This window comes from Caballeronia grimmiae, assembly GCF_022879615.1.
GTDB lineage: Bacteria > Pseudomonadota > Gammaproteobacteria > Burkholderiales > Burkholderiaceae > Caballeronia > Caballeronia grimmiae.
Genome location: NZ_CP084275.1, coordinates 344,287 through 368,169, shown reverse-complemented (window position 1 = coordinate 368,169; position 23,883 = coordinate 344,287). Strand labels below are relative to the sequence as shown.

32 protein-coding genes are annotated in these 23,883 nt (G+C 57.2%); 4 read left to right on the top strand and 28 right to left on the bottom strand.

What is annotated here, in order from left to right:
• Positions 1-84: 84 nt before the first annotated feature.
• From LDZ21_RS28125 to LDZ21_RS28055, 15 genes are all read right to left on the bottom strand, one after another.
• On the bottom strand, positions 85-1,152 hold the full coding sequence (locus tag LDZ21_RS28125) for a phage Gp37/Gp68 family protein (protein ID WP_244797480.1): 1,068 nt from the start codon (positions 1,150-1,152) through the stop codon (positions 85-87).
• Between the two features lie 105 nt (positions 1,153-1,257).
• Positions 1,258-1,611 carry a hypothetical protein gene (locus LDZ21_RS28120; RefSeq protein WP_244797479.1) on the bottom strand — a complete coding sequence of 118 codons (354 nt, stop codon included), beginning with the start codon at positions 1,609-1,611 and terminating at the stop codon, positions 1,258-1,260.
• A 55-nt stretch (positions 1,612-1,666) separates the two neighbouring features.
• Positions 1,667-2,641 (bottom strand): hypothetical protein, encoded by a 975-nt coding sequence (locus tag LDZ21_RS28115; RefSeq protein ID WP_244797478.1) that lies wholly within the window; start codon positions 2,639-2,641, stop codon positions 1,667-1,669.
• 61 nt (positions 2,642-2,702) lie between these two features.
• Complete coding sequence (locus tag LDZ21_RS28110; protein ID WP_011876335.1) at positions 2,703-3,359, bottom strand: TerD family protein; 657 nt, start codon at positions 3,357-3,359, stop codon at positions 2,703-2,705.
• A gap of 92 nt (positions 3,360-3,451) precedes the next feature.
• Positions 3,452-4,474, bottom strand: coding sequence for a DUF475 domain-containing protein (locus LDZ21_RS28105; RefSeq protein ID WP_244797477.1), 1,023 nt, complete (start codon positions 4,472-4,474; stop codon positions 3,452-3,454).
• Positions 4,475-4,513: 39 nt separating this feature from the next.
• A complete protein-coding gene (locus LDZ21_RS28100) occupies positions 4,514-5,254 on the bottom strand; it encodes a VWA domain-containing protein (protein WP_244797476.1) in 741 nt (246 codons plus the stop codon).
• Positions 5,255-5,265: 11 nt separating this feature from the next.
• A complete protein-coding gene (locus LDZ21_RS28095; RefSeq protein ID WP_244797704.1) occupies positions 5,266-6,306 on the bottom strand; it encodes a toxic anion resistance protein in 1,041 nt (346 codons plus the stop codon).
• Positions 6,307-6,807: 501 nt separating this feature from the next.
• Positions 6,808-7,059 (bottom strand): hypothetical protein, encoded by a 252-nt coding sequence (locus LDZ21_RS28090; RefSeq protein ID WP_011876331.1) that lies wholly within the window; start codon positions 7,057-7,059, stop codon positions 6,808-6,810.
• Between the two features lie 48 nt (positions 7,060-7,107).
• Entirely contained in the window at positions 7,108-7,446 is a 339-nt protein-coding gene (locus LDZ21_RS28085; RefSeq protein WP_011876330.1) for a hypothetical protein, read from the bottom strand.
• 993 nt (positions 7,447-8,439) lie between these two features.
• On the bottom strand, positions 8,440-8,808 hold the full coding sequence (locus tag LDZ21_RS28080; protein WP_244797475.1) for a hypothetical protein: 369 nt from the start codon (positions 8,806-8,808) through the stop codon (positions 8,440-8,442).
• A 14-nt stretch (positions 8,809-8,822) separates the two neighbouring features.
• Entirely contained in the window at positions 8,823-9,365 is a 543-nt protein-coding gene (locus LDZ21_RS28075) for a DUF1643 domain-containing protein (RefSeq protein WP_244797474.1), read from the bottom strand.
• A 97-nt stretch (positions 9,366-9,462) separates the two neighbouring features.
• Complete coding sequence (locus LDZ21_RS28070; RefSeq protein WP_011876326.1) at positions 9,463-9,714, bottom strand: hypothetical protein; 252 nt, start codon at positions 9,712-9,714, stop codon at positions 9,463-9,465.
• 260 nt (positions 9,715-9,974) lie between these two features.
• Positions 9,975-10,520 (bottom strand): hypothetical protein, encoded by a 546-nt coding sequence (locus LDZ21_RS28065; protein WP_244797472.1) that lies wholly within the window; start codon positions 10,518-10,520, stop codon positions 9,975-9,977.
• A 426-nt stretch (positions 10,521-10,946) separates the two neighbouring features.
• Positions 10,947-11,315: a hypothetical protein gene (locus LDZ21_RS28060; protein ID WP_011876324.1), complete on the bottom strand. Its 369-nt coding sequence runs from the start codon at positions 11,313-11,315 to the stop codon at positions 10,947-10,949.
• Positions 11,316-11,462: 147 nt separating this feature from the next.
• Positions 11,463-11,792, bottom strand: coding sequence for a DUF3846 domain-containing protein (locus LDZ21_RS28055; protein ID WP_244797471.1), 330 nt, complete (start codon positions 11,790-11,792; stop codon positions 11,463-11,465).
• 97 nt (positions 11,793-11,889) lie between these two features.
• On the opposite strand from LDZ21_RS28055, the gene LDZ21_RS28050 reads away from it, so the two are divergent.
• Positions 11,890-12,210 (top strand): hypothetical protein, encoded by a 321-nt coding sequence (locus LDZ21_RS28050; protein WP_011876322.1) that lies wholly within the window; start codon positions 11,890-11,892, stop codon positions 12,208-12,210.
• 153 nt (positions 12,211-12,363) lie between these two features.
• Here the strand turns inward: LDZ21_RS28050 and LDZ21_RS28045 are convergent, their stop codons facing one another.
• The 10 genes from LDZ21_RS28045 to LDZ21_RS28005 form a co-directional block, all read right to left on the bottom strand.
• Entirely contained in the window at positions 12,364-13,296 is a 933-nt protein-coding gene (locus LDZ21_RS28045) for a hypothetical protein (RefSeq protein ID WP_244797470.1), read from the bottom strand.
• Between the two features lie 160 nt (positions 13,297-13,456).
• A complete protein-coding gene (locus LDZ21_RS28040) occupies positions 13,457-13,918 on the bottom strand; it encodes a hypothetical protein (RefSeq protein WP_244797469.1) in 462 nt (153 codons plus the stop codon).
• A gap of 34 nt (positions 13,919-13,952) precedes the next feature.
• Positions 13,953-14,207, bottom strand: coding sequence for a hypothetical protein (locus tag LDZ21_RS28035; protein ID WP_011876319.1), 255 nt, complete (start codon positions 14,205-14,207; stop codon positions 13,953-13,955).
• 127 nt (positions 14,208-14,334) lie between these two features.
• Positions 14,335-14,508, bottom strand: coding sequence for a hypothetical protein (locus tag LDZ21_RS28030; protein WP_244797468.1), 174 nt, complete (start codon positions 14,506-14,508; stop codon positions 14,335-14,337).
• A 28-nt stretch (positions 14,509-14,536) separates the two neighbouring features.
• Positions 14,537-14,782 (bottom strand): hypothetical protein, encoded by a 246-nt coding sequence (locus LDZ21_RS28025; protein ID WP_244797467.1) that lies wholly within the window; start codon positions 14,780-14,782, stop codon positions 14,537-14,539.
• A gap of 76 nt (positions 14,783-14,858) precedes the next feature.
• Positions 14,859-17,339, bottom strand: coding sequence for a spermine/spermidine synthase domain-containing protein (locus LDZ21_RS28020; RefSeq protein WP_244797466.1), 2,481 nt, complete (start codon positions 17,337-17,339; stop codon positions 14,859-14,861).
• A gap of 393 nt (positions 17,340-17,732) precedes the next feature.
• Positions 17,733-17,912: a hypothetical protein gene (locus tag LDZ21_RS28015; protein ID WP_244797465.1), complete on the bottom strand. Its 180-nt coding sequence runs from the start codon at positions 17,910-17,912 to the stop codon at positions 17,733-17,735.
• 55 nt (positions 17,913-17,967) lie between these two features.
• Positions 17,968-18,216, bottom strand: a complete 249-nt coding sequence (locus LDZ21_RS31360; RefSeq protein WP_309957947.1) for an Rmf/CrpP family protein — start codon at positions 18,214-18,216, stop codon at positions 17,968-17,970.
• On the bottom strand, positions 18,213-18,500 hold the full coding sequence (locus LDZ21_RS28010) for a hypothetical protein (RefSeq protein WP_244797464.1): 288 nt from the start codon (positions 18,498-18,500) through the stop codon (positions 18,213-18,215). Before LDZ21_RS28010 ends, LDZ21_RS31360 begins: the two co-directional genes overlap by 4 nt.
• Positions 18,501-18,956: 456 nt before the next feature.
• Entirely contained in the window at positions 18,957-19,598 is a 642-nt protein-coding gene (locus tag LDZ21_RS28005; RefSeq protein ID WP_244797463.1) for a hypothetical protein, read from the bottom strand.
• A 273-nt stretch (positions 19,599-19,871) separates the two neighbouring features.
• On the opposite strand from LDZ21_RS28005, the gene LDZ21_RS28000 reads away from it, so the two are divergent.
• Complete coding sequence (locus LDZ21_RS28000) at positions 19,872-20,483, top strand: hypothetical protein (protein WP_244797462.1); 612 nt, start codon at positions 19,872-19,874, stop codon at positions 20,481-20,483.
• Between the two features lie 16 nt (positions 20,484-20,499).
• Positions 20,500-20,784, top strand: coding sequence for a DUF4031 domain-containing protein (locus LDZ21_RS27995; protein WP_244797461.1), 285 nt, complete (start codon positions 20,500-20,502; stop codon positions 20,782-20,784).
• 55 nt (positions 20,785-20,839) lie between these two features.
• Here the strand turns inward: LDZ21_RS27995 and LDZ21_RS27990 are convergent, their stop codons facing one another.
• From LDZ21_RS27990 to LDZ21_RS27980, 3 genes are all read right to left on the bottom strand, one after another.
• A complete protein-coding gene (locus LDZ21_RS27990) occupies positions 20,840-21,808 on the bottom strand; it encodes a deazapurine DNA modification protein DpdA family protein (protein ID WP_244797460.1) in 969 nt (322 codons plus the stop codon).
• 152 nt (positions 21,809-21,960) lie between these two features.
• Positions 21,961-22,662, bottom strand: a complete 702-nt coding sequence (locus tag LDZ21_RS27985) for a hypothetical protein (RefSeq protein ID WP_244797459.1) — start codon at positions 22,660-22,662, stop codon at positions 21,961-21,963.
• 51 nt (positions 22,663-22,713) lie between these two features.
• The gene (locus LDZ21_RS27980) at positions 22,714-23,028 is read right to left on the bottom strand and encodes a hypothetical protein (RefSeq protein ID WP_244797458.1); all 315 of its coding nucleotides are present in this window, start codon (positions 23,026-23,028) and stop codon (positions 22,714-22,716) included.
• Positions 23,029-23,171: 143 nt separating this feature from the next.
• Here LDZ21_RS27980 and LDZ21_RS27975 point away from each other — a divergent pair, with 143 nt between their 5' ends.
• Entirely contained in the window at positions 23,172-23,861 is a 690-nt protein-coding gene (locus tag LDZ21_RS27975) for an endonuclease NucS domain-containing protein (protein WP_244797457.1), read from the top strand.
• The last annotated feature ends 22 nt before the right edge of the window (positions 23,862-23,883 follow it).

Sequence of the window (23,883 nt, the reverse complement as noted above, 5' to 3'; positions counted from 1 at the left end):
TCAACCGCCCATAACCTGTCATCCGTTTTAATGCCCCGATGAAATTACGGCTATCCGGATTTATGTGTGGAATTTGGTTCATGGCTAGTGAGATTGTTCGTGTGGAAAGCCGTCCCACGTTCGGCCGTCGAGTTGCCGGCCTGCGGCTTTCTTGCCGTGCCATCCCATGACGGCGACCGTGGATGCGACCGAACCATCCTCGTTGCCTTGCGGTGGTTCACCGGTGTGGTTCGACCAAGTTCCGTCGTCGTCCACCACCCAACATTTGCCATGTGCGCCCGTTAGCGAGTCCACCCAAGCATGAGCGCGCCGTTCTTCGCCGCAATGCGTGTAGTGCTCCTCGTTGACGTAATGTCCCCACTCACCCCATTGCTTGAACAAGAACGGCACGCCAGCAGCAGCGCACTGGTCGCGAATATCTCGTGCCCAATCGGGATGCATCGGCCGCGCCCCATGGCCGCTTTCGCCGCCGACGATGACCCAGTCAAGACGCCCCGTCTCAGTCCTTGTGGGGCCGCCTTCCCATTTCCACCGTCCGGTCAACGCATTGGCCTTGGCAGCGAATATCTTTGGTTCAAGGCTTGTCAGGTCTACCGGCCCTAGCAGCGGCTCCATACTCAGAAAGCGCACGCTCGCCCGCGTATCGAGCAGCTTGGGGATGTCCCGGTCGGCCTCCTGCTGGTTGACGACGGTGATGCCAAGCCAGACGTTCGAGGGCAGCATCTGCGTTTCGAGGTTGTGGATCTGATGATGGCGCGCAACCTCCAGCATCATCGACTCGACGTTGCCGATTCGTTTTGTGACCAGCAACCAGTCAAGGTGCGGCGTGCGCTCGATGAGCTGGAACAGATCGGCTCGCCACGATGCCGGCACCCGGTTGTCGAACACGTCGGCCAGTGAAGCACAGAACACACGCCGACGGCGGCCATGCAAGATGAAGAACGCCTCGTGCTCACGCTCCCAATGCATCGGCTTCTTCCAGTTCGCGGGGCTGGTACGACGGCGCTCTGCCTGGGCGCCCCACTGGACGATGCCACTGCGCTTTGCCCATCCCTCGGCATAGCAGTTGTCACAGCCAGGGGATACCTTGGTACAGCCAGTCCAGGGATTGAAGGTGCTGTCACACCACTCGATGTTGGTCTGTTCGCTCATAGTTCCAACGAAAATCCGTTTTATTATCTTGCTTCGTCGTGACTGGTTTCACGCGTCACTACGCATTGCCGAGATTTCGTACTTGGTGCGCGGCGCAGCTACCCCTTACTCCGATACAACCTCTGCTCTTCGGTTAATGACCGCACGAACCCGTGCTGCGCTGGCGCGATAGAAACCGATGCCCATGAAGACGAGACCAATACCTGCGCATGCAATCCATCCCGCCCGGGTCAAATGCGCTAGAGGTTGAAGTCCTTTCGCATGGTTCAGAGGAGCGTACGCAGCCATCAGCCACGTGGCGATTCGGACCAGCACGATGCCCTGCCGGGTTGCACTCGTGTCCGGGAAGAATGGGGGGAAACGTCCTTCTTGCGAAGACATTGGCGCACCGGAAAGAGGCGCCGCTGGTCTGCCAATAAAAAATGCTCGAAGAACAAGATCTCGAACGCTGAATTTCATACCGAAGCTCCTGAGTCTGCATTTGAGGGAAGTGCGACGCCAACCATCCGCACATTCAACCTGTCTGTGAACGCACGGCGATCGCCGCCGGCAGCGTCACGTTCATGAGATGGTCGGCTCGAGACAACAGGCCTACGACCTTCTCATCGATACGTTGGAGCTGACTTGGCAGCAACTCGATCTGTTGAAACGCCTGCCTAACAATGTCTCGACGATCTCGCAACGCGGTCTCAACTGCGGGTTCTTCTGGCAGTTGGATCACGTCTCCGACGGCACTGAGCGCGGCGAGCGATACCACCAAGCCGACTTTCGCGCGGTCAACCTTTGCCAGCAATTCCAGAGTCCGGTTCGGGAACGAATTCAACGCGTGCTTTACGGTCATCAAGGCTGATCGGTAATCAACCTCCTCTGGCTTGCCGTGAAGCAAGCGATCCATAAGTCCATCCTTGCGCGTTACCGTCTCCAGAAGCTTCGACATCAGGGACGCAGCGTCAAGTTCGTTGAACTCCCTTGTGACTCTCGCGACGGTCTCGACCACTTCGCCCGAAGCCTGTAATGGCAGTTCCGCAATGGTCAGGATTGTCGCCAAGGTCGGCGGCAGCAGTTGCCGGATAGCCCGTTCGATTCGAACCTGATGCGCTGGGTATAGGTCAGGAAAGCGCGCTCGGGCAACCTCAAAACACCGCTCAAGAAGCGGATGCTCGGTGTCACCAAACAGCACCTTTGGTTTGCCAGCGTGCGCTGGGGATTGAACCGGCCGAAGTTCTTCCGGCTGGCCGAATGCGAGCCTGCCCGGGACAGCGCTCTGGCTTCTTGCCTCGGCGTGCTGCTCGCCGAACTGGATCGGTCTAGGTGTGGCCGTCTCCGCTTTCGCTCCGGCTTCGACAGGAGCCGACTGGCCGAAGTCGAGTTTCTTGGGTTCCGACACGGGTAAAGTCTTCCGGGGTTGATCGTCAAACTGCAAGGCTCTGGGTTCTGGCCAGTGATCGTCAAAGCGCAGAGCCTTGGGCTCACGATACTGTCGCGACATCGATTTCTCGCATCGACGGGACGACGCCAACAACCCGCGCCGCCCCATCTGCATCAGATCGTTACAGGTTACCGCCGTATGCCTTCACGAAGTCGCCCAGCCCACGGTTGTAACCCGTGCCGACTGCCTTGAACATGAACTGACCATCGCGCCGATAGAAGCTGCCGACCTGAACCGCAGTCTCCATCGAGAAATCCTCCTCGAGGGGATACTTCGCGATGATCTGGCCGGAGGCCTCATCGGAGATCTGGATATAGCTGTTCCGGACCTGACCGAAGTTCTGCTTGCGCTCGGCCGCGCAATCGATCGTCACGATCACCGAAATCTCTTCGATGTTCGCTGCGAGCTTCGACTCGTCGATAAAGATGACTTCGTCATCGCCCGCGCCGCTGCCGGTCCGATTGTCGCCACTGTGAACGACGCCCAGGCACGGCGACGCGGGCATGCCCTTCTTCGGAAATTCGGCGCCAGGCTGGAAGAAGGTAGCCACGCGGTCTTCCGTGCGAATCTCCGAGTTGTAGAAAATGAAATGCTTGTCGTCGACCAGCTTCGGGTTGCTCTGCGGGTCGTACTTGCACAGGAACACCGAGACATCCAGATCGAAATCGGTTCCCGTGTCCGTCGCGTTCGCGTCCCACCCGAGGCCGATGCGGAACTTCTTCGTGCCCGGCGCTTCCTTCGACAGATTGATGCGACCGCCCTTCGACAGATTGATCATGCTTTTGCTCCTTTCAGATCCACAAACGGAAATAGTTGAGTGTTAGTCCGATACACAACACGTACGCATATCGGACGAAGTACAAAAATGAATTACTGGTTGCCTGCCACCAGCGTCTGTGTAGCTTCCTTCTTTTGCGAGATGATCGAGGTCCAAACAGCCAGACCGATCGTCACCGCACCAATCAGACCGGTCACCACTTCCGGGACTTCAAACTTGACGTTCAGGAACATGATCGTCGCCAGTGCCCCGATGGCCCAGAACGCGCCGCATTCGAGATACTTGTAGCTCGCGAGCGTACCCTTCTTCAGCAGGACAAGCGTCATTTCACGGATGTAGGCGGCACCGACGCCGAGGCCGATCGCGATCAGAAAGACATTGTCAGACAATGCGAACGCGCCAATCACTCCATCAAAGCTGAACGACGAATCGAGAACTTCCAGATAGAGGAAGCCAGCGACACCTTCACGCACAACCCGCGTACCGGTGTCTTCTCCGCCCATGAGATCACCGATGCCATGAGCGACGACGAAGCTGATCACGCCGAACACACCTGCCAGCAAAAAGGCGATTTGTTCCTGTGCCGGCACGTGGAACGACGCCAACACGACGATTCCGAGAGTCAAGGCAACCTCGACAGCGGTGATGCGGCCGAGACGTGCCATCGCCTGCTCGACAAAACCGATCCAGTGCTCCTCCTTGCCGGAGTCGAACATGAACTTGAAGAACACCATCAGGAGGAAAGCGCCACCGAATGCGGAAACCTCATGGTGCGCCGAAGTCAGGATCGAGGCGTACTGGGCAGGATCTTTCAGCGCAAGAGACGCCGCTTCCCAGAAGCCGATATGCCCGATGATTGCGACGATCAGCAGAGGGAACACGAGACGCATGCCGAATACTGCGATGGGCAGGCCGAAGACCATGAAGCGGTCTTGCCACTTCTTCGACCAATGCTTCAGGACCGACGCATTGACGACGGCGTTGTCCAGCGACAGCGAGATCTCGAGCACTGATAGCACGCCGACGATGATCATGTCTTTCACGCCGCCCATCAGGTAAGCAGCGACCAGGGCAACCAGCGTCAACGCCAGTGGGATCTTGAATTCTTTCAACATGCGAGTTGTTCCTCTAAAAGTGTGGGCTGGGATGCCCGTTTATTTGCCGCGGACCCAGTTGCAGAACTCCGGAGTGATCAGTTGCTCGTAGATCACCTCGTCCGACACATCCAGCGACGGCAAATGCAGGAACCCGACGTTCGGCAGATCGTCTGCGAGCTCTTGCAGGAAGCCAAACTCGCTCGGATCACCCACGCCGACCATCGACCAGTAAATCGGGAATTTCTTCGAGCCTTCGAGCAGCCGGCGCACATGCTCACGATCGGCGCCCGGGTTTTGGCCATCGGTGACGAAGAGCACCCATGCAGGCATCGTGTTCGCCGGCGCCGCCGGGATAGCAGCGGGCTCTTCCGAGGGTCCGCCAAACAGGCGGCTGAGGAAGCTGCGCTTTTCTGCCGTTGGCTTCGGCTCGGGACTGCCGAAGAAAAAATTGACGATGTCGGACATCACCGGCGCGTACTTCGTGCCGCCCCACTTCGCGATGTCTGCGTTGAGGACGTGTTCGGTGATGTACGAGCCGTAATTCTCAGGCGTCGCCGTCGGCAAACGGGTGAAGCCTTCCGTGAACGTCCAGGTATCGACTTCACCGTTGTCGTCGAACTTCAGCGCGATACCCAGCATGCGATCGTGCGTCTCCTGAACGATCCCCGACTTGTAGAGGGCTTTTGCCGAACCGGAAATGTCGAGCGCTGCCCCGACGCGCACGACCGGCGGCTTCGCCAGTTGGCGCTTTTCGAGGACGATGGAGACCTTTGCGGCTCTTTTTTCGAGAGTAATCATGCGTGTTGTCCTTATCTGTTTTTCGGAGAAAAGCGGGAAACCAGATCCTGCTCAAGCTGACGCAGGCGGGACGCGTCCTGCTCGCGCTGGCGCTCCCCTTCTTCGACGATCTGGTTGATGTCGTCGAGCGCCCCAAATAGCTGCTGCTGGGCGTATTCAAATGTCTCAGTCGCAACAACAGGCCGCTGACTGAGCCTTGCGACCTCCTGCGCGTTCTGCCTGCCGAGATCCGCTTGCGCTCGAAGCGCTGCATCGGTTGCGTCATAGGTCGCATTGACGAGGTCAGTCGCCACCTTCGTATCCAACTGTTCGAGGTACAGCGAGAAGGCATTCGTCCACGCGGGAATCAGGATTGTCTTCACGGTGGCGAACTTGCTCCCCAGCGTCCGCTTTCGATCCTGTTCGGTACGGATTTGCGGTGCGAGTTGCTTGGTCAAGAGCATTGCGCGGTCGAGGTCATCGACTTTCACCTTCAGCGCATCGATGCGACGCTGCATATCCATCAACCGCTGGGCCGCGAACGCGTCTTTAGCTTGTCCTTCCGCCTCAAGCGCCGCGCGATAGTCGGCCAGTGCGCTCTCGCACCGTCGCTTACCCTCTTCCAGGCCCTGATAGGTGGCATAGTTGGAGTTGTACATCTGCTCCAGTGTGCTAATGCCGTCCTTCTGCTTTTTCGCTGTCACTTCGAGTTGCGCGACGAGTGTGTCGATACGCTGGTTCACGTCGTCATACTGAGCAAGCAGGCGCTCTTTCGTCGACTTCAACAGACTGCCGACACGGCCAAGCAGCGATCCCTTATGCATCGCCTTCGGGTCAAGGCCTTTCGCGATTGCGATCAGTTCGTTCAGCTTCTCGCCAAACGCGCCGCCGTCGGCCGCACGAACGGTTGAGAGGTACGTTCGCGACATGGACGCCGCTGCGGCACCATGCTCCGTTCCGATAGCGTCGATCTCGTCGTCACTCATCAACCTGCGCGGAACGCCGACGTTGCCTGCACGAGCCGCTACGAGGCCCACCCCGGCCGGCGACGGCACCGGCTGGACAACCGGCATCTGGGGAGCACTCTGCTTTTCATCGTCAAAAAGCGGCTTCAAAGATTTCTCCTCGTTTTCGATTCGTAACACGTACACATACGCGGCATTTCGCAATACTACATACGTTCAGTTTTGCCATCAAGTGGATTATTCAGAAAGTTTCGTTTCGATACTGGTTGTATCGATCAAACTTAATCATGTTGCCAGTCGTGCTCCGCGAAGCGGCGACCTTTGATCTGGCTTTCCGTGCGGTTGTTGTCGTTGACCGCAGGTCCCGGCCTCGTTCGTTGGTAACGTCGACTCGAGTGCACTGAACGTTCGATACCAACCTAGCCCGCAGTAGAACGCGGCTCCTAGCAACAATGCACACAAGAGTTTTAGAATCCCCGCGCCATCCGCATCAGCGCACTTCCAACATCCGCGCCCGCCGCACATCCAAAAACCCTCCAACGACATTAAAAAAAATGCCCCGCATGCTTGCGGGGCACCAAGGAGACACACCTGAAGGAAACATTCGTCTTACGAAACCGCCGCCGGCACGTAGAGCGTATAGACGATGTAAGTGAGCGCTAACGCGCCAAAAAAACCAGAAAGCACGAGCTGGAGCCGATTCTCCCGCAGCTCTTCCCCCAGGAAGGTGTGGACCAAGGGGGCCAGACGGGTCGGGTCTGCTGTTTTCACCGTGAAAAGGCGGCGACGACGCTTGATCCCGATAAGAAAAATGAAAGCAAAGATGACGAGCGCGATACGCGCGATGATGAGCGGTGACATCGAAATCCTCAGTCAAGGGTGACAGCACCAATAATACATAACACGTAGCTATACTTCAATAGCATCCAAACGTGGATCGAGGGTTGCGAGCAATCGCAATCGCCCGGCAAAGTTGCCAATCTCACCGTTGATGGGCCCCGACAGGTCTCCGAGTCCGATGCATCGCTCGCTGAGCGCGGAGACAGAGATCGTCGGCTCAGCCGCCAGCACTCTTTCGATCCATGCACTCGCTCTTGCTTTCTGGGGATCGCCTGCGGGAATGCTGTCGAGAAGCGGAATCACAATACCGACTATCTTGTTCGCTGCCTCGCGCGCACTCATCTGACGGCCTGAGACCTGAGTCAAAACCCGCTCGACTTCCATCCTGCGTATGTTAGCCTCGCCCACCTTCTTCTCCTGTCGAGAAAATGATCGGATTGAATTTACGGACGCAGTATAAAACTAGTCGGCAAACTTTTCCATACTATTGACGTACGTCTACGTGTTATGAAAGTGGCCGCGTAAGCACTCGCGAAGACATGCGATTGGTGAGAATTTACAGGAGCGAGATTCCGGGAAACCGACAAGTTATGGTGCGCGGTTGAGTCAGCACGGGGGCATCTGATCGAGAGTCGCATTGCGGTGCTCCAAGCCGGATTAAGCTTCCGCAGCCAGTTCTTCTGCGTGTCAGGCGCAGCGCAACGCGAACGTGCTTGAGGGGTAAGGTGAGGATTTACGGGAACGAAAGCGTATCCGTAGGGACATCGATTCCGTGATGACATTTCATCGCCGAGCGGAACTGCTCCCATGCATCCGCTCCAGCGGCGCCGTGCGTGCAGTACAGACACTGGTCAGCACCGTTCATCTGGTCGGTAAGGGTCCGGTGAACGTCAATTCCAAACCGCTTGCTGAACCGGCCGATACAGCTACCGTCCGCGGAATTGACCCACACTATGTCGCCTCTCGCTGAGACACAGATCTCGTGGGCGTTGACCGGTAGATCCCTCTCTGTCATCTCATGTTCTTCACTTTTACTGGCGCAAGATTCCATTCTCTCATCCGGTTGCTTTGCAGCTCCCTCAATGCTACCGGACAGGATGAACCAGTCTCTCGTTAGCGTCTGCACCGAGCTCGCCCGATCGTGCGGAAAGCGTCCGCGTTGCCGTCCGAATCGCAGCCCGAAGTGTTGCGAGCGTCTCGAGGGTCCGCTTGCGGGTGCCAATTTCCGGGTTCGTGTTGCGGCCTTCAGCACGGGCCGACCGGACCAGATCTGCGCGGACCTGGAGGAGCCGGGGAAGGATATCCTCCAGAACGACGGAGCGGTCGACCGCGTCGCCACCGTTGAACGTGTGACACGTTCTGACGTATCGCTTGATGTGGTTGGATAGCATACGCGCACCTTCACGCCGGAACAGCGATGTCGGTAGCCACTGCAAGCAACGAATAGACGCTGTCGTAGATGGCGCTATCTTTGCACACGAAGAAGATTGAATCTCCGTCCGTTGCGCGCATGAACGTGTCAGGTACAAGCTTCTTCGCCTTGAAGCCTGTGACAACCTCCACGAGGCGAATCTTGGCGAGCTTTGATGCACTCGTCTCGGTGAGACGACCATATGCACACTGACCAACCTCGGTGAGGAACAGATTTTTGCCCTCGATCCCGCCGACACCGAGGCTGACCGAGAACTTGCCGATTGGCGTGGTGGTGTCGAGTACAACAAACGTCTCGGGATACGTGCTCTGATCTTTGAGTCTACTGGCGATTTTCATAGATTCTCGTTCATTTATGCTGGATGGTATGTCCACGGGACCGGTCGAAGCGAAGCCGGAAGGTACAACGGGTGCTCCGGATACCCGCTTGAAGTGAGCCGCAGGACGTGCAGCGGGAGTCCCATCCTTGCTATCTCCTGAAACCGGGCGTCCATCAGCCGCCTGGTTCGAACTTTGCCTTTCGGTGCGCCCCAGGCTGCGATCAACATGCCGCCACGTGAGAGGCAAAACTCGGCAGCCACCCGCAGCGCTTCATCGGCCATTGGCCCAATCGGATCGTCCATATCAGCGAGCTGGTCCGCGTTCGTCGCCACGCCAGTCGCGGCGTTCACGAAAATCAGGTCACTCGCACCAAGGCTAGCCGCAAATCCGATACCCCGCCGCACCGTGGGATCGTTCTCAACGAACGATGCCGTACTCGGATTATGCAGAATGAAGGCCACAGGCACTCCAAACATGCCCAGTTTGCGGCGCAACCAGATTCGATGCTCGGCGTCGGAGAAAAAGGCACCCTCCTCGACCCAGTTCGGGACAGCAACCCTGTTCAGAAGTGTCATTGCAGTAATGTCCGACAATGATTCCTAACACGTACGCATAATACTACGCAAAGAGGACAATGGAAACAAACGCAGCTTTTCCTATCTCAGAAACCCATCAATTCGCCTGTTCCCAGCGGGTGTGCCGTTGACGTGACGCCCGCTCCCGTTCTTGAGACTTCGCAAGGTGATGGCCAACAGCGCACCCGGCGATCGCACCGGCGACAGCGTGATGACCCGCCCAATGCCCGACGAGCGCTCCAGCCATCGCGCCTTTAAAGCAACCCGCCGCGTTCGCACTGTTCGCCGACATTGCGAGAACACAGAACACCGACAGGACTACCGCAATTTTCTTCATGAATATCTCCATCGTGCAAGGTGGGTTTCGTCGAGCACGCTGCCGACAGACGGCGAACTCGCGCGTTGAAAATGTGGTCAGGAATCGTCCTTGTCATGAGCCCCTTTAAGGCCCCACACACGTACAAACGGATCTGCCAGATCATTGACGCATGCTCATTCAGGCCGTAATGGATGCTCGCCTCTGCGTCGCAGGCCAGCGCGTACAAGGCCTGATCGTGCGCGTAGGCAATGCGAGCGAGGACTCGGTTCAGGCACAAGCCTCGAGTTATCTCAAAGGACTGTTTCAAGGGAAACCTCGACGAGACTCTTGATTGCCAGCTTGTTCACCAGAGATCCATCTTCTGGCAGCTCACACCAGTAGTCAGTAGGCTCAATTGAGGTTCCGGGGTTCCGGATACATCGAGCCAGATCTCGCTCCGTCGCGTCGCGCAGATAGAGCGTCTTGCCGGGGCACACGTCGTGCCACCAGCCCAACGCGTTGCGCGGAATGGCTCGTTCCATTTCCCTTCTTGACTTCAGCTTGGCGCGGAAAATCCGCGGCGGATTCATGTCCAGCAATCGCCGATGTTCGCGCCAAGACGCAAAGCGACGCGCGGCCGGCGCATCATCGTGCACATCGTCAAGGAACGTGACTTGACGCAGGCACGACGTGTTCTCGGGACAGAGGTTGTGAACCGTGTTTTTGCACCCGTGCTCTGCTCCCCCGCACGGCGTTTCGACTACCCATAGGCCACGCGTTGCGGTGGGACGGATATCCTCGATCGACATCCCTGGATACTTGGCCGCAACTGAAGCAGCAAGATTGGAAAGATTCATGCGAGCGCTCCCTTATTTCCTTTTCGATACTTTACACGTATCTGTATCCGATAAGTATCGCAATCCCTTGTTTGGCTCCGGAAAGCAAAAGGCCCGCACATTCGGGCGGGCCTTCGGCTGCAAGTTCGACCTTCCGGTCGCATCCCAACTCAGGAGGAGATTCTGAAACAGGCGTACGCCTTGTTGGAGCTATTACAACTCAGCAGGTGAATTCACTGCAAGCGAAAATACCCCGGGGTACCGCACCGAAAAGAAAAAAGCCCAAGGAACATGATCCCTTGGGCCTGTACGACGAAGTTCCGAACTTATGCGTGACGCTTGTCCGCGTGCTTCGCTTTTTCGTCCGCAAGATGGTTGGAGACGATCCAGACTCCCCCGCCGACGAGCAGGATGCCGAGGAATCCAATAGTCAGAGTCAGAGCCATTTCACTCTCCCTTGCTCAAGATTGCACCTAAAACCAATAGTAGCACAGCGACTACCAGCAGCATGAGTGCCTCCACGAACGTCCACGCGGACCGTTTATCGGTAACTATTACTGTTACGAAACCGATAAAGGATGCCGATGAAAGAGTTTGGGCTATCCGGCCGTAGTACTCGAGCTGCTTGATCGTCGGATGCAAAAAAGCCTGCCGAGTTACGTCCCAAATCGGGCGCAACGAAACGGGCGCGTTTTGTAGGATGAGGCGAATTCGGCGGATGAGCCGATCGAGCATCGTTTTTTCTCCTGTGAAGCGAGGATGCCGCAGGGCGGCGGCTCCCTCTGGTTCATTGACAGTGCAGGAGGAAATGCTCATCAGCGTTCAATATGGCTTTCTTGCCGTTCTCTTTTGTCTTACAGCGCGTTCGCCACCTGGCCGTTCAGGTTGACAGGCGTGCTCCGTCCCTAATCTGATCAAAGCGGAGGCCGGGCGCCCCAGGCACATGGCCCCGGGCCATGTGTATCAAAGATACTTGTCCGCCTCTTCTCCCGTCAGGAGCACAACGGTCCCGAAGACGGACTCGCCGAGCAATGCAGTTGCAAGCGCGTTCAACGGTAACTGGCGAAGCTCGCCATCTTCATTCAGAACGAGGAAACGCCCGTCACCAAGCTTTCGCACGGAAATGTCGCCGTCGACTGCACCCTGCAACAGATCGAGATTTTCAGTCTCGTATCGAGTGAACATTATCGGCCGCCGGCTCGCGTCGATACCAAGGATCTCTGCCATATGAACACCTGAAGTCGTATCGCCAGCCATTCTATCCGTGCCCAGAACCTCAATGGTGGCCAACATACTCTTCTTCTTTCCTCCAGATGAAGACGTGGCTTTGTTCCATGCGCGTGTGGGGCATAACCATGCGCATGGCAATCACCAACACCAGGAGCAAATCATGAAAGATGTCATCGTTGAATGCCTCGCGCGATTTGGTTGGCACAAAGATCGAATTGTGGATGCCTTCAGCAAGACCTTCGCAACCGTCGTCGCGCCGAAAAAAGCCAGCATCTGGTTGAGCTTCGACCAGGAATGCAATCGTTGGTGGATCAGAAGCGGCGACTTCACTAGTGCGGGGGAAAACGTTCTAGCGGCCACCCATGCGATTCTTCCGATCGACATGCCTTCGGCCGAGATTGAAAAGACGATCGCGATGCTCGTCGCAGACATGGAACGAAAGATCGCTGGCGCGTATTCGGTCCGTCTGTTGCGAATGTAACCACAGCCCTCCGTGCGCGTCTGAGCGTTCGGAGGGCTTTTTTCCGTTCAGGTCATAAGCAGACCAGCGAAAGTCTCTACAGCGAGCAGCACCTTCGACGGTGGCAAAGAAAAAGCCGCCCACGGGAATCCCGGAGGCGGCTGGCTGACTACGTTACTGGCAATGGAACACAACGATACCGCCCACGTCGCCACTGCTCGGCGTCGATGTGCCGTACGAGACCACCAGATAGGGCTTCGTGACATCCGCGCCAACAGTGTTTGCCACAACCGTCGAACCGCTGGCAGATGTGATCATGTCCGGAATCATCGAGTTTTTCGTGACGGTAACGCCGTGATCCCCGCCGATGTCCAGGTTGAGGTTCAGACTGATCAACTTGTTGCTCAGGTTGATCGTGGCCGAGCTCAACGCGGAATTCACAACACCCGGAACGACGGAACCGTTGAAGGCTGTCGGCTTCGTTGACGCGTCGTAAGAACACGACAGCACGCCAGAGCTCGGACCCGAGTACAGGTCGAGCGGAATGCCCACTGCATACGGGAAGCCTTGATTAGCGCCGATCGTCTGCGTGTTGTTCGTACTCGGTGTGGTCACGGTGAACTGACCAGCGGACCAGCGACCGATCGCGTATTGCCCGTTACCCGCAACATCATCGATCTGACCGATGTCGGAGAGCTTCACAGTCATCGCGCCGTTGTTAGCCGCGAGAGCCGTAAAGGCACCCTCCGGCGTCACGCCTTGATTTGAGTACAATGCCGACAAAGTGGACAGGAAGTTTCCGCCGAGCCCACTGCTCTTCAGCGCGTTGCCTGCGAACACCACGGCGACGTTCTGCGCCCCTACCAGCGACGCACTACCGGTCACCTTCAGCCCGGGAGTGTTGCCGGGGGGCGTGCCCGCAGGATCGGAAGCCGCCGGCGGCGTAGCTGCTGGTGCGCTGGCAGCAGGCGTGTCGGAGGCAGCCGGGGTGCTGATGATAGGGCCGCCCTCCGGCTTCTTGTCACCACCGCCGCCACCACCACAAGCAGAAAGCACGACCGATACCGCGATTGCGATCATGAGGCGCAGGGATTGATTCGATTGCATGAGTTGCTCCAGAGAGAATTGGATGGGAAAACGAAGGCCTGAGGGATTCAGGTTTCGACCTCGCTCCCCGATATGGGCAACATCCGCGCATACTTCATGGGCACAAAAAAAGCCCGCTTGCGTCGTCGTCGACGTAAGCGGGCATTGCTGACTACTTTGATTAGAGAAGCGCCCAGTTCAGCGCATTACGTACGTCTTCCTCTTCCGTATCGATTCCGGCTTCCCGCAACGTCAAGATGAGCGCCTCGACTGTGCTGGGATGAACCTCGTCCCGATCTAACTGCGAGAACTCAACGCCGCGCGAACCATAAACCATCCGGTCAATCCGACCTATCGAATCTCGCTGAAACCAGGCAACCTCGTTCGGAAGCAGCGGCACGGCCAGCAGGCGGCAACCTGCAAGGATGAAATCTGCCGCTGCGTTTGTCACGGAAGCGCCCACTCGGTCTTTGCTATCAGCGACGATCCCATACCACCCGGTGACGCCCGCGCTTGCGACAGCACGGATCAATACCACCCGTACCTCACGGGTAAATGCCTGACCACCATCCAAACGGCAATGTGTTCGCACAGGCGCAGAGATGCTTGCCTTCGAGAACTCCGCTGTGATCACTTTCTGCACTTGTCGACCTCCTTTGATGTTGTTGATGACCCAATCAAAAGCCTTCGCTTGCGCCGAGCGAGAATCGCTTCACCGCAATCTGCACAACCGAGTCCTCGTAAACCTTGCGGTTTTCGTCGCCACTGAGTCCCGTTGCGCGAAAGTAATGATCGAGTAGCTCAAATAGGCGCCCTTTGGATCGTTCGCCTGATGCTGCGAATGTCTCAAGTGCACACCGAGCTGCGATCGGAAGATGCTGTTCCAGGATGAGCGACATCTGTTTTCTCCTTTTGAGATTGAACTGGCTCATCGTGATGCTCCACATCGACAGCTACGATCTCGCTCCACTTTGGCAAATGCAAGCGTTCGTTCTCATTGCAGTCCGCATTGCTGCAAAAGAAAAAGGCCCTCTCGAAAAGCGGAGGGCCGGACTTCGTTCAGAGAATGACGTATTCACCGATGTCGGCGTTCCACACCGCGCCGATTGCTTCGGGCGGGTCGCATGGCAGGACAACCAGCCGATCCGTCTGCGAATCTACGCCGTGCGATACCACCCGACGCAGGCGCCCCGTCTTGGGGTCTCGTTCGCTCGTTACGATTACGATAATCATGGGCTCTCATGGGGGGCCTGGTTGCCGCCTATTCCTGGCGAGCAATGTGGATCTTGCCAACGGCATCGCGGTGATACCGCAAGTGTCGTGCAGCCTCTTCGATATCGCCGTCGCTATGTTGGGGTTCGCGAATCAGCGTAAATCGCGCACCGTTTGCGGTCACCAGACAGTAGTCAAACACCACGCCGCCGTCCGTCACATCGCCGAACCGGGGGATACGCTCCACATCATCTTTCGTATAGGTCAGGTCAGAATTTACCGTTAGCTTGCTCATCCGCATCTCCGTTGGAAAGTTGATCATGCATTACGGTAATGCTGGACACAGGTGTGCAAGTGCCGGTCTTTCGGGCCTACCGCACGCTCGATCCGGCCTGATCACTCGAGCCCGAGTGGACCTCAATCGAACTCGAGTCGTGGCGCGACAACTGATCGACCGTCTGGGCGGCAGCGGACAGGGCCCGTGGCTGCTCATCGACTACCTTCACCCCTTCAGCCGTGACCCGGACATCCTGAATCAGGTTGACGCGTTGCGCAGGCTCCTCGGCCGCAGCCTCGTAGACATCGTTTGGAGTATGAACGCGCACGTGTAGCGCAGCTTCCAACCCTCCTCCGGCGTGCGTTTGATCTTGTGGACCTTGGCATGCTGCTGACGTATAGCGCGGATTGTGAGACTGCATGAGCCTGTAGACTTCCGACTGCTGCGGATGGCTTTGATGCGTCAGGATGTTTAGCCTCTGGAACATCGACGTTCGCTCGATAAAGGGTTCATCAAGCGTCGACAGCGGCGTCGATCGCGTTGGCATCAACGGCTCCGGCGCGTACCATCCGCTGCACCCTATTGCCTGGAGTACCTCTGGCATCTTTCGAAGGATCTGCCGGTCTCTGTCGCTGCGGACGATCGCGGTCAAATCGATGACGTTCTTCTGCACCAGCGGATGATCAGACGCGAACACGTTTGGATACGGATTGGGCGTGATGCCGATGTATTTGAAGTGCTTCGCCAGCGGGGCGAGTATCGCTCTCACCTGCTCAACAGTATTTCCAGCGTTGTCGTCGAAATAGACCTGGAGTATCCCATCGGGCCGCAGGCAGCGCTTCGCGGCAGCAACGAACTCGTTCGTATATAGCTTGTACGCGTTGAACATCATCGGATACGTCGAAGTATTGAAGATGTAATCGTAGGTCCCTGCTGAGCAGTGCCGCGCGAAGTTCAGGCCATCGTCTTTGTGGATCTCTGTGCCGGCATGCTTCCACACCTCGTGGTTGTAGGCGCTGAACATCGGCAGGGCTTCGATCACAGCCGGGGATATCTCGACAATATCGGTGCGCTCCGAAATCGTACTCACGCCATACGAAGTCTGGCCCGATCCGACACCGATCACCATGCTCTTCTTGAACGGTCTCGAGATAAATTGCGAGGGGAGCAGGCCGACTGCTGTCTCCATATCAGACAGAATGTTATGAGAATCGTGGCCGTCGACGAAGTAGACCATCAGGTCCGACAAGGAATCCGCGGGACCACCTATCTGGCGTCCGTACACGTATCCCGCGGTGCTACCAAGATTGCTGGTGAACTCGCTACCTTCGAAACGGAGCTGCGGCGACCGAAGGCTGAATACTGTCTGGACGGGATCAAAGGTGAGTTTCGTCATTCCGCCGAGAGAAATCGCAGCAAGGACGAAGCTTCCCAGTGCGACGACGGCGCTATCCCTGAAGCCGCTCCACGCGATGAGGACGAAGGCCAGCAGCGAGCCTGCCACAAGCGCAGGCCACACTGTCAGGATGACGGGACCTGCAAGGATCACGGCGAACCCGCCGGCGAGATTTCCGACCGCTGCCACAAACATGAGCCGACCGGTATTCATATCACGCTCACCGGACATTCCATCTGCGACCCGGTTGAAAACCACCGCAGAAAGAAGAACTGGAATCGAGAAGAGCAATGCCAGCGTGAAAACGCTGACTTCGATCGCGAGAAAGGTGGCGTTCCGCAACAGGTCCGGCAACGCGCTGTAGAAAGCCATTCCGGCGAGGCCTCCGATCCCTGCGACTGGCGCGAGGACGGCGAGCGGCATTCGGGACATCAGGAGCGACCCCAAGCCACCCGCTGCCAGCATCAACAGCACGACGCCGTTGTAGACGCCGTTGTGCATTCGCGTCGGAAGGAGCAGATTCTCCAGGTTCTTGAGTCCCCAGCCAATCGCCAGGTAACTCGCCAGACTCGCGAGGAAAACGGCTATCAGGGCGTGCTGGTTGCGTCTCGCCCAGGTGTGCCAAGCTACCGCGGGTACCATGGTCTCAATTCCCTGCGCGAACTTCTGCACGTAGAAGACGCTCCCAACGACCAGCCCAAGCCCAACTTGCGATACCCCCAAGATGCCCAACGCGGCCGACAATGGTACGTACGGAAGCACGAACCATTCGATCGCAAGCACCCCAAGAGCCGCCCCCAGGTGATATAGCCCGTACGTGAGACCAATGCGCTGGCGAACGAAATGCGCATAAAGCGGGATGTGGGTCCCAAGAGCAAACGCGGGCGGCATGAGGACCAGTACGACCACCACGGTTGGCAACCCGAATGAAGCAAGCATGCCGCCTCGAATCAGCCCGAAGATAGCCAGGGCATAAGCTCCCGCCCCGAGCTCGATGGCAGGTAGCCACTTTCGCAGGCGATATCCAAGTAGGTTGCCCACCGACGAAAAGACGATGAACGACAATGTTGTCAGAAAGTACGTAAGGTAGTAATCGCCGTTCGCCGCGCTGACCACGCGCATGAACACCGATTGGGCCGCTAGATTGACGAGCCCGCTGAAGATGGCGAGATATAACATTCTGTCCCCGATTCCAAACATGCGTGCGGGCCAGCCTGCGCCCGGCGTCTCTAACACGTAGCTGTAATTCGGTTGGATTCTACACTCGTTGTCGTCTTTTTAAATCTATCCGTATTATTTTTCCGTGTTACGCATCGGGTCCGCCCATCACCTCACGGCCCGTCAAATGGCTCGCAACGACACCGACGCTAAATTGCCGCGAAACAGTCGTGACAGCACCGAACAGGGGGAAGCTGTTCCGGCTATTCACGCGGTCAAGGTCACTTGCCACTTCATCGGATGGACACCAGCGATCATGGGGTCGGCAGCCGCTTACATTCCTCCCGGCCCAAAAAAGCAAAACCCCTGTCCGTGAACAGAACAGGGGCATCGCCGAATAATTCGGCTGGTTACTCAAATATCGAGAACGCAGGTATCGATCGTGCGGTCTTCGAGATTGCTACGCAGCGCGTCGCGGAGTTCAGAGGTGGTCTCATGTTCGTAGCACTGAAAACAGTAGTTTTCGAGAATGCCAACGACAGTCGTGCGGTCCATGCAGTTGATTGCGCGATGCTGGGCTTGTGACAGAGTCATGATGTCGATCTCCTTGTGTAAAGGCCGCTTGCGATGGCCTGATACACGGAAATGCTCAACATCCATTGTGAAACTCATTGCCTGGCCCGGAGGCGCGGTCAGCCGGTGGATCTCGCTGCATCTTCTGTTTCTCCTCACGGAACCCGCGCAGCCACGCATTGATCCATGATCTCGACCACGACAGACGATGGCTCGAATGCACGCGCTTGTCGCGATATGGACAATCAGATTCGGACTGGCCATCACGCGCGGCCTGCGCACCACGTCGCACGGCCGCTTCAGTCGGATTTCTCCTTTCAGTCATTCGCAGCCCCCGGGCACGCGCTCAATCCTCACCCGCCAACTTCCGAGCGCCTCGTCACCGAGCGTTAAATCCGCGACCGTATGTTCCACGGACTCAATACCGCAACTGACCGCGTACTGGATCATCATCAGATACATTGAGAACTGCCAGACTTTGTCTCGCTGGGAGCACACCTCCAACATTTTCGTCGCACTGTACTTGGTGAGCATCCCCACGATTTCGTCGGGCAATTCGAACCACGTTGCGGCTGCTCGTTCTTCCGCGGTAAGTATCAGTTCAGCCATGAGCGGTCCCCATCGACAAGCCAGCCAGCTTCGCCGCGACCTCTGGGCTCACTAGCCCATAAGGCGCACAGTGCTCGCAGGTTGGACTTTGAAGCTCGAAAGCGATCGGCGCCGCGTTGATGCCGCCACAAGCAGGGCACGGCAAAGCTGTCTCCCACCAGGCGCGCTCCATCTCGATCTCACTGGCCTTGACCAAGGCGCAACTGGGGCATGCGTAGTGATCGGTCTCTGTAACCTCGCCCCGTGAGATAGCCACGAACAGTCGAGCGCCTATCGTTGCATTCCGGCAAACATCACAATCAGACCGACAGCTTGCGCTGAAATCACAGCGCGCATATCCAGCAGCGATGATCGCCTCCTCGCGTGATAGGGCGCTCCTGTCCGACTTCTTCTTCTGCCTAGGCTTCATGCGGCGAAGTCGCGCAGGTGAATCGCCAAAGTTGGCACAAAGACTCATCATGCCGCACACTGCGATGGCGTGTCGGCAGACCGCGAATCGGCCACCGCCATGCGGACCACGTCAAGGCTATCTGTATAAGCGTCGCGCACCACGCCGCCGAATCCTGTCGCTTCGTAGACACTCCCGCGGACCTTTTTGACCAGCCCAACTTCCGAGAGCCGCTGCATCACTGTGACCGGAACGTCATACCCTTCGCCATCCTCAGCGCAATCGCAGAAACGATTAAATGCGATGACTTCCTTGCGCGAGAGAAACGAATACCGAGCGAGGATGCTATCCAGCGGTGACGCCGCTGCCCGCTCGACGACCTCAAGAACGGCCGATATGCCAGCAACCCGCTCCTTACCGAAACCGACAACGAAGGCACCAGCCGACGGATTTTCAAGCGCTCTGGTCCACGCGTCGCGCTCCTCCCGAAGTTGCCTCGCTAGCAAAAGTGTCGGCAGATCCGCCTGTTCCAATCGGGTCACGACACGCGCGATCTCGAACGCAAAGTCGCCAGCGAGCTCCGAAGTGATATAGCCGGAGAACGTACGGTCTTGGAATTTTTCTTCCATGACGGCAAGCAGTTTCTGACGTGCCAAGCCGATCTCGTCTTCGTCGGCAATGCGCCGTTTCGACGCCTGAAGATCATTCATGGTTCATCCTAGCGGTCAATGTTCTAACACGTCCCGATAATACTGTTTGTATTAGCAAAACGAAAGCGCCGCACACCAATGAAGCCGTTCGGGACGCGGACTTTCGTCGTTTGTTGCCGCGAGATATGAGGCGTAATCGCCTCCATCGGACGCGACCGACCTGAGCACCCTCTTGCGCGTCATCGGCTCCATTTGTATTATGCGTACGTGTTAAGGAGCGAATCTTATGGGCGAAGCACGCAGGAAGCGACACTCCGCGAAGTCGAACTTCGGATGGTGAAGCAAATCGACAGCGCAGTTGACCTCGCTCGCGTCTCGAGCGCAATACGCAAACTGGCAGAGGCCGCCAGCAGCCATGTCGGTGCAGACTGCTATCTGCATGCCGACCTGTGCCGGGAGTTGCTGAAGCAACATGGCGTGGAGTCGCGCCTCGTAATCGGGTTTGCCGCCTGGCGCGTTGGCGACGGTCATGGGGACGTGATCGTGCATGCGCCATTGCAGGGGATGGCACCGCAACCCGAGGCACTACCATTCCACGCATGGCTGGAGATAGGACCAGCAGAGAGCGCCCACCGGCTCATCCTCGATTTTTCTACCTATCAGCTTCGCCGCAAAGCCGCGGAACTCGACGCGCTTGACGGCGGCCACACGAACGTCAACTGGTGCCCTGACTATCTTGCCGCTTTAGGGACGGATGTTTCGTCGCTGGAGGACGTGACCATGAAAACGAAGGGGCTGTTTTTCTACCGGCCGCACAACGACTTGCAACGATATGTCGAGCACAAGGCGGGCGCCATCGATCAGGTGGACCTTAATAACCTCATCTTGCTCTATCGAAATCCCAACATTCAGGTCATCGGGCCGAACGATATCAAGGATCTCTAGCCTTTAGCCGGAACCAATGACAGCATACGTCGACGATGCAGCGATCATGTACAAAGGAAAGCTTCGCTACCACATGACCGCGGATACGCTCGGGGAGTTGCACGACTTCGCTCACCAGATCGGCGTCAATCGATGCTGGTTCCATCGCGGCGCCCGCCATCCTCACTACGACATCACCACCGAACAGAGAGAAGCCGCTCTCAAAGCGGGAGCCCATGAGGTAACCGCGCGTGAACTGCTCTCGGCCGCGAAGCGTCTCGTCGAAAACTCGTCACGAACCGCGGCATTCGACAGCGCATAACAAAAAAAGACCCATCGCGCGCTAGCTACGATGGGTCCCACGGCAGTTACGTTGATCAGAAAAGGCTCAAGCGATACTGATCGCCAACGGCTGGCTTTGCTTGCTTCTCGGCTTTTGACATCCATCGAGTCATTTCCGACGATCGGTGAGCTATCGTATTCGAGACACCGGCCCGGAAGGCTTTTACTCGAGAACCATAGTCCCAACTCATGCTATCAACGCTAGCCACGTAGTCGAGCATTCTGATCTCGTTGAGGCAGGCGCCCTTTACTCCGAAGAGATGAACGCGAGAACCAGGGGGCAGATTTCCTTCCAACGCAGACAGCACTGCATACAAGCCCTCTGTCTTATGATGCAGATCCCGCCGACAAACGGAACCGATACCGATCAGCGTCGGCATAGCCAGCCAAGGAGTCCATCTCTCCCATACGTTAAGCATCAGATCGAGACTCCTGAGATAGTCTGACTTCGAGCGCCCTTGGAGAACCGGAACACACGGCTTGAACATGTTGGCGATCACCCTTGCTGAGCAAGTAGCGGACGCCTGATCTTGCAATGTGTACAAGACGCGCAACGTAGCCTCAAGGAAGGTCGCTGTTGCGTTGATGCGGAAGTCGACCTCTTTGCGATCTGTAGCGATCGCCTCTTCAACACAGCAATCAGGCTGGCTGAACCAACGCGAACCGCACGTCGCCGCAAACGACACGTAGTCTTCGATCGACCAAGGGTAAATTCCCCCGAGGCCAGGCTGGGTGCCTTTGGTCTTCCACGCCAACATGGCGGTGAAGCCTGCCGAGTCCAACGCGAAGTCCAGCTCCGATATATCTGTCGCATTCGGAAATTGAAAACAACTCTTGCTAGCATTCCAGAACGCCGATGCCGATACCATGGCAGGATAGTTCTGATTGAAGGCGTGAAACGCTAGCCGACCGCCTTTGTGAGGAATACCGACCCGAACCATCAAATCGTCGTCCAGTACAGCATTTGCCTGATTGACGGGCAATCCCATCATTTCGTGTGTCATATCTTTCTCCTGAGTTGATCAGAGGTTGAAACCTTGCGGAGGGAGATGACGCACAGAGAAAAGCAAGTTGAGCGAGCGAGCAAAAAGAAAAGCCCTCGATCTCAGAGAGAACGAGGGCAATCGAAGTTAGGCGGCGGCTAGGTTTTTAGCGATCACGTACAGCCATTTGCTGCTCGATCCAGTGCATCGAGGGCGACGGTATGCTGGTCTCCAAAAACAAGATCGCAGGCGCCGTCGTAATCGCAGCCGAACGCGGACATGAGTATCGGCACGTCGTCGCCCTTTTCAGCCCGATGGAGGCGCTCTGCGAGCTCCGCAAACGTACAAATCTCAGGGCCGAACCGAACGGCAAGCTTTCGTCCGTCAGCGTCGTACTGAACTGCACGCTCTGTATCCGTTCTGACCCAGCCACCGAGTCCGGTGACTGCCGGAACGGATCGCCCGCTCTCCACGTGAATACTCCAAGGTGCTCTTCTCAGCAGATCACGGAGCACGAGGAGGCGGGCGTCGTTCTCCGCCGAGCCTTGGCCCTGGGAAACCGACAACTCGCGACGCTTGACCTCTTCCAGGAGCGCTCGAAACTCGCGCTCCGTCATCGTCTCGACGCCCACACGTTCCCGGATCAGTTGCTCGAAGGACGCGGCATCGCGTGGGAGGTCAAACTCGGTGGGAAACGACTCGGGCAGCGGTCCACAAGCCCACACGACTCCGCTTCTATCCGCCAGCAACAGGTTTTTCCCACGCAACCACAGTTCGAGTTGCTCCTGCGACATTTCGCTGCTGATCCACAGGATGCGATCGTCAGTCTCGTCAGTTGCACCATTGAACCCACTCAGCATCACTTCGTACTTCATCGGTATCGCCCCTAGAAAGATTCTGGTCTGGTCCTCACAAACGTCGACATTTCAGGCTGTGGCCTGTAGAAAGCTCTGCACGTCGTTACGTATGAGACGCTGACAGGCTTCTGGCATGTCGCTGAGTCCGACCCGACGGCCGAGATGACGACCGGGGGCGGCTGTACAGCACATACCGATTCCCAGCGGGTGATATGGATTAGCATCCATACCGCGTGCGCCGAACAGGCCGTTGCGCTCGGGCTCGAACATATAAACTGCGGTGTAGCGATCGGCTGTCTGCCCGCCGTTGTCGTAGATTCGAACCTTCTTGGCTATCATCTCGGCAACTGCTGTCGACTCCTGACGTTGGATAATCAGTTTCATCAATGCTTCTCCTGGGTGAATTGAACATGCACCTCGGTATGCGGAACAGCACTCTGTATTTGCCCATGTCCCTGGTCTCACCCGTACAGGCTTGCCTTCTTGCAACGACGCAATACCAATACCAAGCGGAGAAAGAAGTCCATATGACGACAATGGCTCAAGCGATCCGGCAATACGTTCAAACGTCACCTACTGGCGTCACGTCGGCGGATATCAAAACCCATATCAACGCGCAGCACCCTGGTCGTTGGACACCGGGGACGCTCACTGCCCACCTGTACGGATGCGCGGTCAATCAACCAAAGGCCTACCGCCACCATCCGTCGGCCGAGAAATTTCTCTACAAGACAGACGACGGCAGGTTTCAGATATACGACGAGGCGATCCATGGCCCGAACGTGTGGGCGCCCGGCGCCGGCGGAAATGAGATCGATGACGAAGAGATCGAGCAGTTGATCGAAACATCGATCAGCCTTGAACGTGACGTGGAAGAGCACCTCATTCGAAACCTCGAGTCGCTGGAGAAAGGGCTCCGGTTCGTCGGCCGACAGGAAGTGACAGAGGTCGGGCGCATCGACATACTTGCCGAGGATGCGAGCGGCCGGCGGGTGGTGATCGAGCTGAAGGTCGGCGAGGCAAAAGACGCGGCGATCGGGCAGATTGCACGCTACCTAGGCTACTACGCGCGAACCGACGGGAAACCTCCCCGCGGGATGCTCATTGCGAGCGAGTTCCCTGAACCGGTTCGCTATGCGGCCGAAGCGGTCCGCGACCTGGCGCTCATCACCTACAGGGTTCAGTTCGCTTTTGATCGCGCCACCCTCGAATCCTGAGCCAGCCCGCTCAAAAGAAAAC

Excerpts from the sequence above, each read along its gene's own strand:
- LDZ21_RS28000 (WP_244797462.1), top strand. The coding sequence starts at position 19,872 with ATGGTGAAGCAAATCGACAGCGCAGTTGACCTCGCTCGCGTCTCGAGC.
- LDZ21_RS28115 (WP_244797478.1), bottom strand. The coding sequence starts at position 2,641 with ATGTCGCGACAGTATCGTGAGCCCAAGGCTCTGCGCTTTGACGATCAC.
- LDZ21_RS28125 (WP_244797480.1), bottom strand. The coding sequence starts at position 1,152 with ATGAGCGAACAGACCAACATCGAGTGGTGTGACAGCACCTTCAATCCC.
- LDZ21_RS27990 (WP_244797460.1), bottom strand. The coding sequence starts at position 21,808 with ATGACACACGAAATGATGGGATTGCCCGTCAATCAGGCAAATGCTGTA.
- LDZ21_RS28050 (WP_011876322.1), top strand. The coding sequence starts at position 11,890 with ATGAAAGATGTCATCGTTGAATGCCTCGCGCGATTTGGTTGGCACAAA.
- LDZ21_RS28075 (WP_244797474.1), bottom strand. The coding sequence starts at position 9,365 with ATGACACTTCTGAACAGGGTTGCTGTCCCGAACTGGGTCGAGGAGGGT.
- LDZ21_RS28090 (WP_011876331.1), bottom strand. The coding sequence starts at position 7,059 with ATGTCACCGCTCATCATCGCGCGTATCGCGCTCGTCATCTTTGCTTTC.
- LDZ21_RS28100 (WP_244797476.1), bottom strand. The coding sequence starts at position 5,254 with ATGATTACTCTCGAAAAAAGAGCCGCAAAGGTCTCCATCGTCCTCGAA.
- LDZ21_RS28120 (WP_244797479.1), bottom strand. The coding sequence starts at position 1,611 with ATGAAATTCAGCGTTCGAGATCTTGTTCTTCGAGCATTTTTTATTGGC.
- LDZ21_RS28065 (WP_244797472.1), bottom strand. The coding sequence starts at position 10,520 with ATGAATCTTTCCAATCTTGCTGCTTCAGTTGCGGCCAAGTATCCAGGG.
- LDZ21_RS28095 (WP_244797704.1), bottom strand. The coding sequence starts at position 6,306 with ATGCCGGTTGTCCAGCCGGTGCCGTCGCCGGCCGGGGTGGGCCTCGTA.
- LDZ21_RS27995 (WP_244797461.1), top strand. The coding sequence starts at position 20,500 with ATGACAGCATACGTCGACGATGCAGCGATCATGTACAAAGGAAAGCTT.
- LDZ21_RS31360 (WP_309957947.1), bottom strand. The coding sequence starts at position 18,216 with ATGACTGAAAGGAGAAATCCGACTGAAGCGGCCGTGCGACGTGGTGCG.
- LDZ21_RS28020 (WP_244797466.1), bottom strand. The coding sequence starts at position 17,339 with ATGTTATATCTCGCCATCTTCAGCGGGCTCGTCAATCTAGCGGCCCAA.
- LDZ21_RS28055 (WP_244797471.1), bottom strand. The coding sequence starts at position 11,792 with ATGTTGGCCACCATTGAGGTTCTGGGCACGGATAGAATGGCTGGCGAT.
- LDZ21_RS28070 (WP_011876326.1), bottom strand. The coding sequence starts at position 9,714 with ATGGAGATATTCATGAAGAAAATTGCGGTAGTCCTGTCGGTGTTCTGT.
- LDZ21_RS28025 (WP_244797467.1), bottom strand. The coding sequence starts at position 14,782 with ATGAGCAAGCTAACGGTAAATTCTGACCTGACCTATACGAAAGATGAT.
- LDZ21_RS28110 (WP_011876335.1), bottom strand. The coding sequence starts at position 3,359 with ATGATCAATCTGTCGAAGGGCGGTCGCATCAATCTGTCGAAGGAAGCG.
- LDZ21_RS28080 (WP_244797475.1), bottom strand. The coding sequence starts at position 8,808 with ATGAAAATCGCCAGTAGACTCAAAGATCAGAGCACGTATCCCGAGACG.
- LDZ21_RS28105 (WP_244797477.1), bottom strand. The coding sequence starts at position 4,474 with ATGTTGAAAGAATTCAAGATCCCACTGGCGTTGACGCTGGTTGCCCTG.
- LDZ21_RS28005 (WP_244797463.1), bottom strand. The coding sequence starts at position 19,598 with ATGAATGATCTTCAGGCGTCGAAACGGCGCATTGCCGACGAAGACGAG.
- LDZ21_RS28060 (WP_011876324.1), bottom strand. The coding sequence starts at position 11,315 with ATGAGCATTTCCTCCTGCACTGTCAATGAACCAGAGGGAGCCGCCGCC.
- LDZ21_RS28045 (WP_244797470.1), bottom strand. The coding sequence starts at position 13,296 with ATGCAATCGAATCAATCCCTGCGCCTCATGATCGCAATCGCGGTATCG.
- LDZ21_RS28035 (WP_011876319.1), bottom strand. The coding sequence starts at position 14,207 with ATGAGCCAGTTCAATCTCAAAAGGAGAAAACAGATGTCGCTCATCCTG.
- LDZ21_RS28010 (WP_244797464.1), bottom strand. The coding sequence starts at position 18,500 with ATGGCTGAACTGATACTTACCGCGGAAGAACGAGCAGCCGCAACGTGG.
- LDZ21_RS27975 (WP_244797457.1), top strand. The coding sequence starts at position 23,172 with ATGACGACAATGGCTCAAGCGATCCGGCAATACGTTCAAACGTCACCT.
- LDZ21_RS28015 (WP_244797465.1), bottom strand. The coding sequence starts at position 17,912 with ATGACTCTGTCACAAGCCCAGCATCGCGCAATCAACTGCATGGACCGC.
- LDZ21_RS27980 (WP_244797458.1), bottom strand. The coding sequence starts at position 23,028 with ATGAAACTGATTATCCAACGTCAGGAGTCGACAGCAGTTGCCGAGATG.
- LDZ21_RS28030 (WP_244797468.1), bottom strand. The coding sequence starts at position 14,508 with ATGATTATCGTAATCGTAACGAGCGAACGAGACCCCAAGACGGGGCGC.
- LDZ21_RS27985 (WP_244797459.1), bottom strand. The coding sequence starts at position 22,662 with ATGAAGTACGAAGTGATGCTGAGTGGGTTCAATGGTGCAACTGACGAG.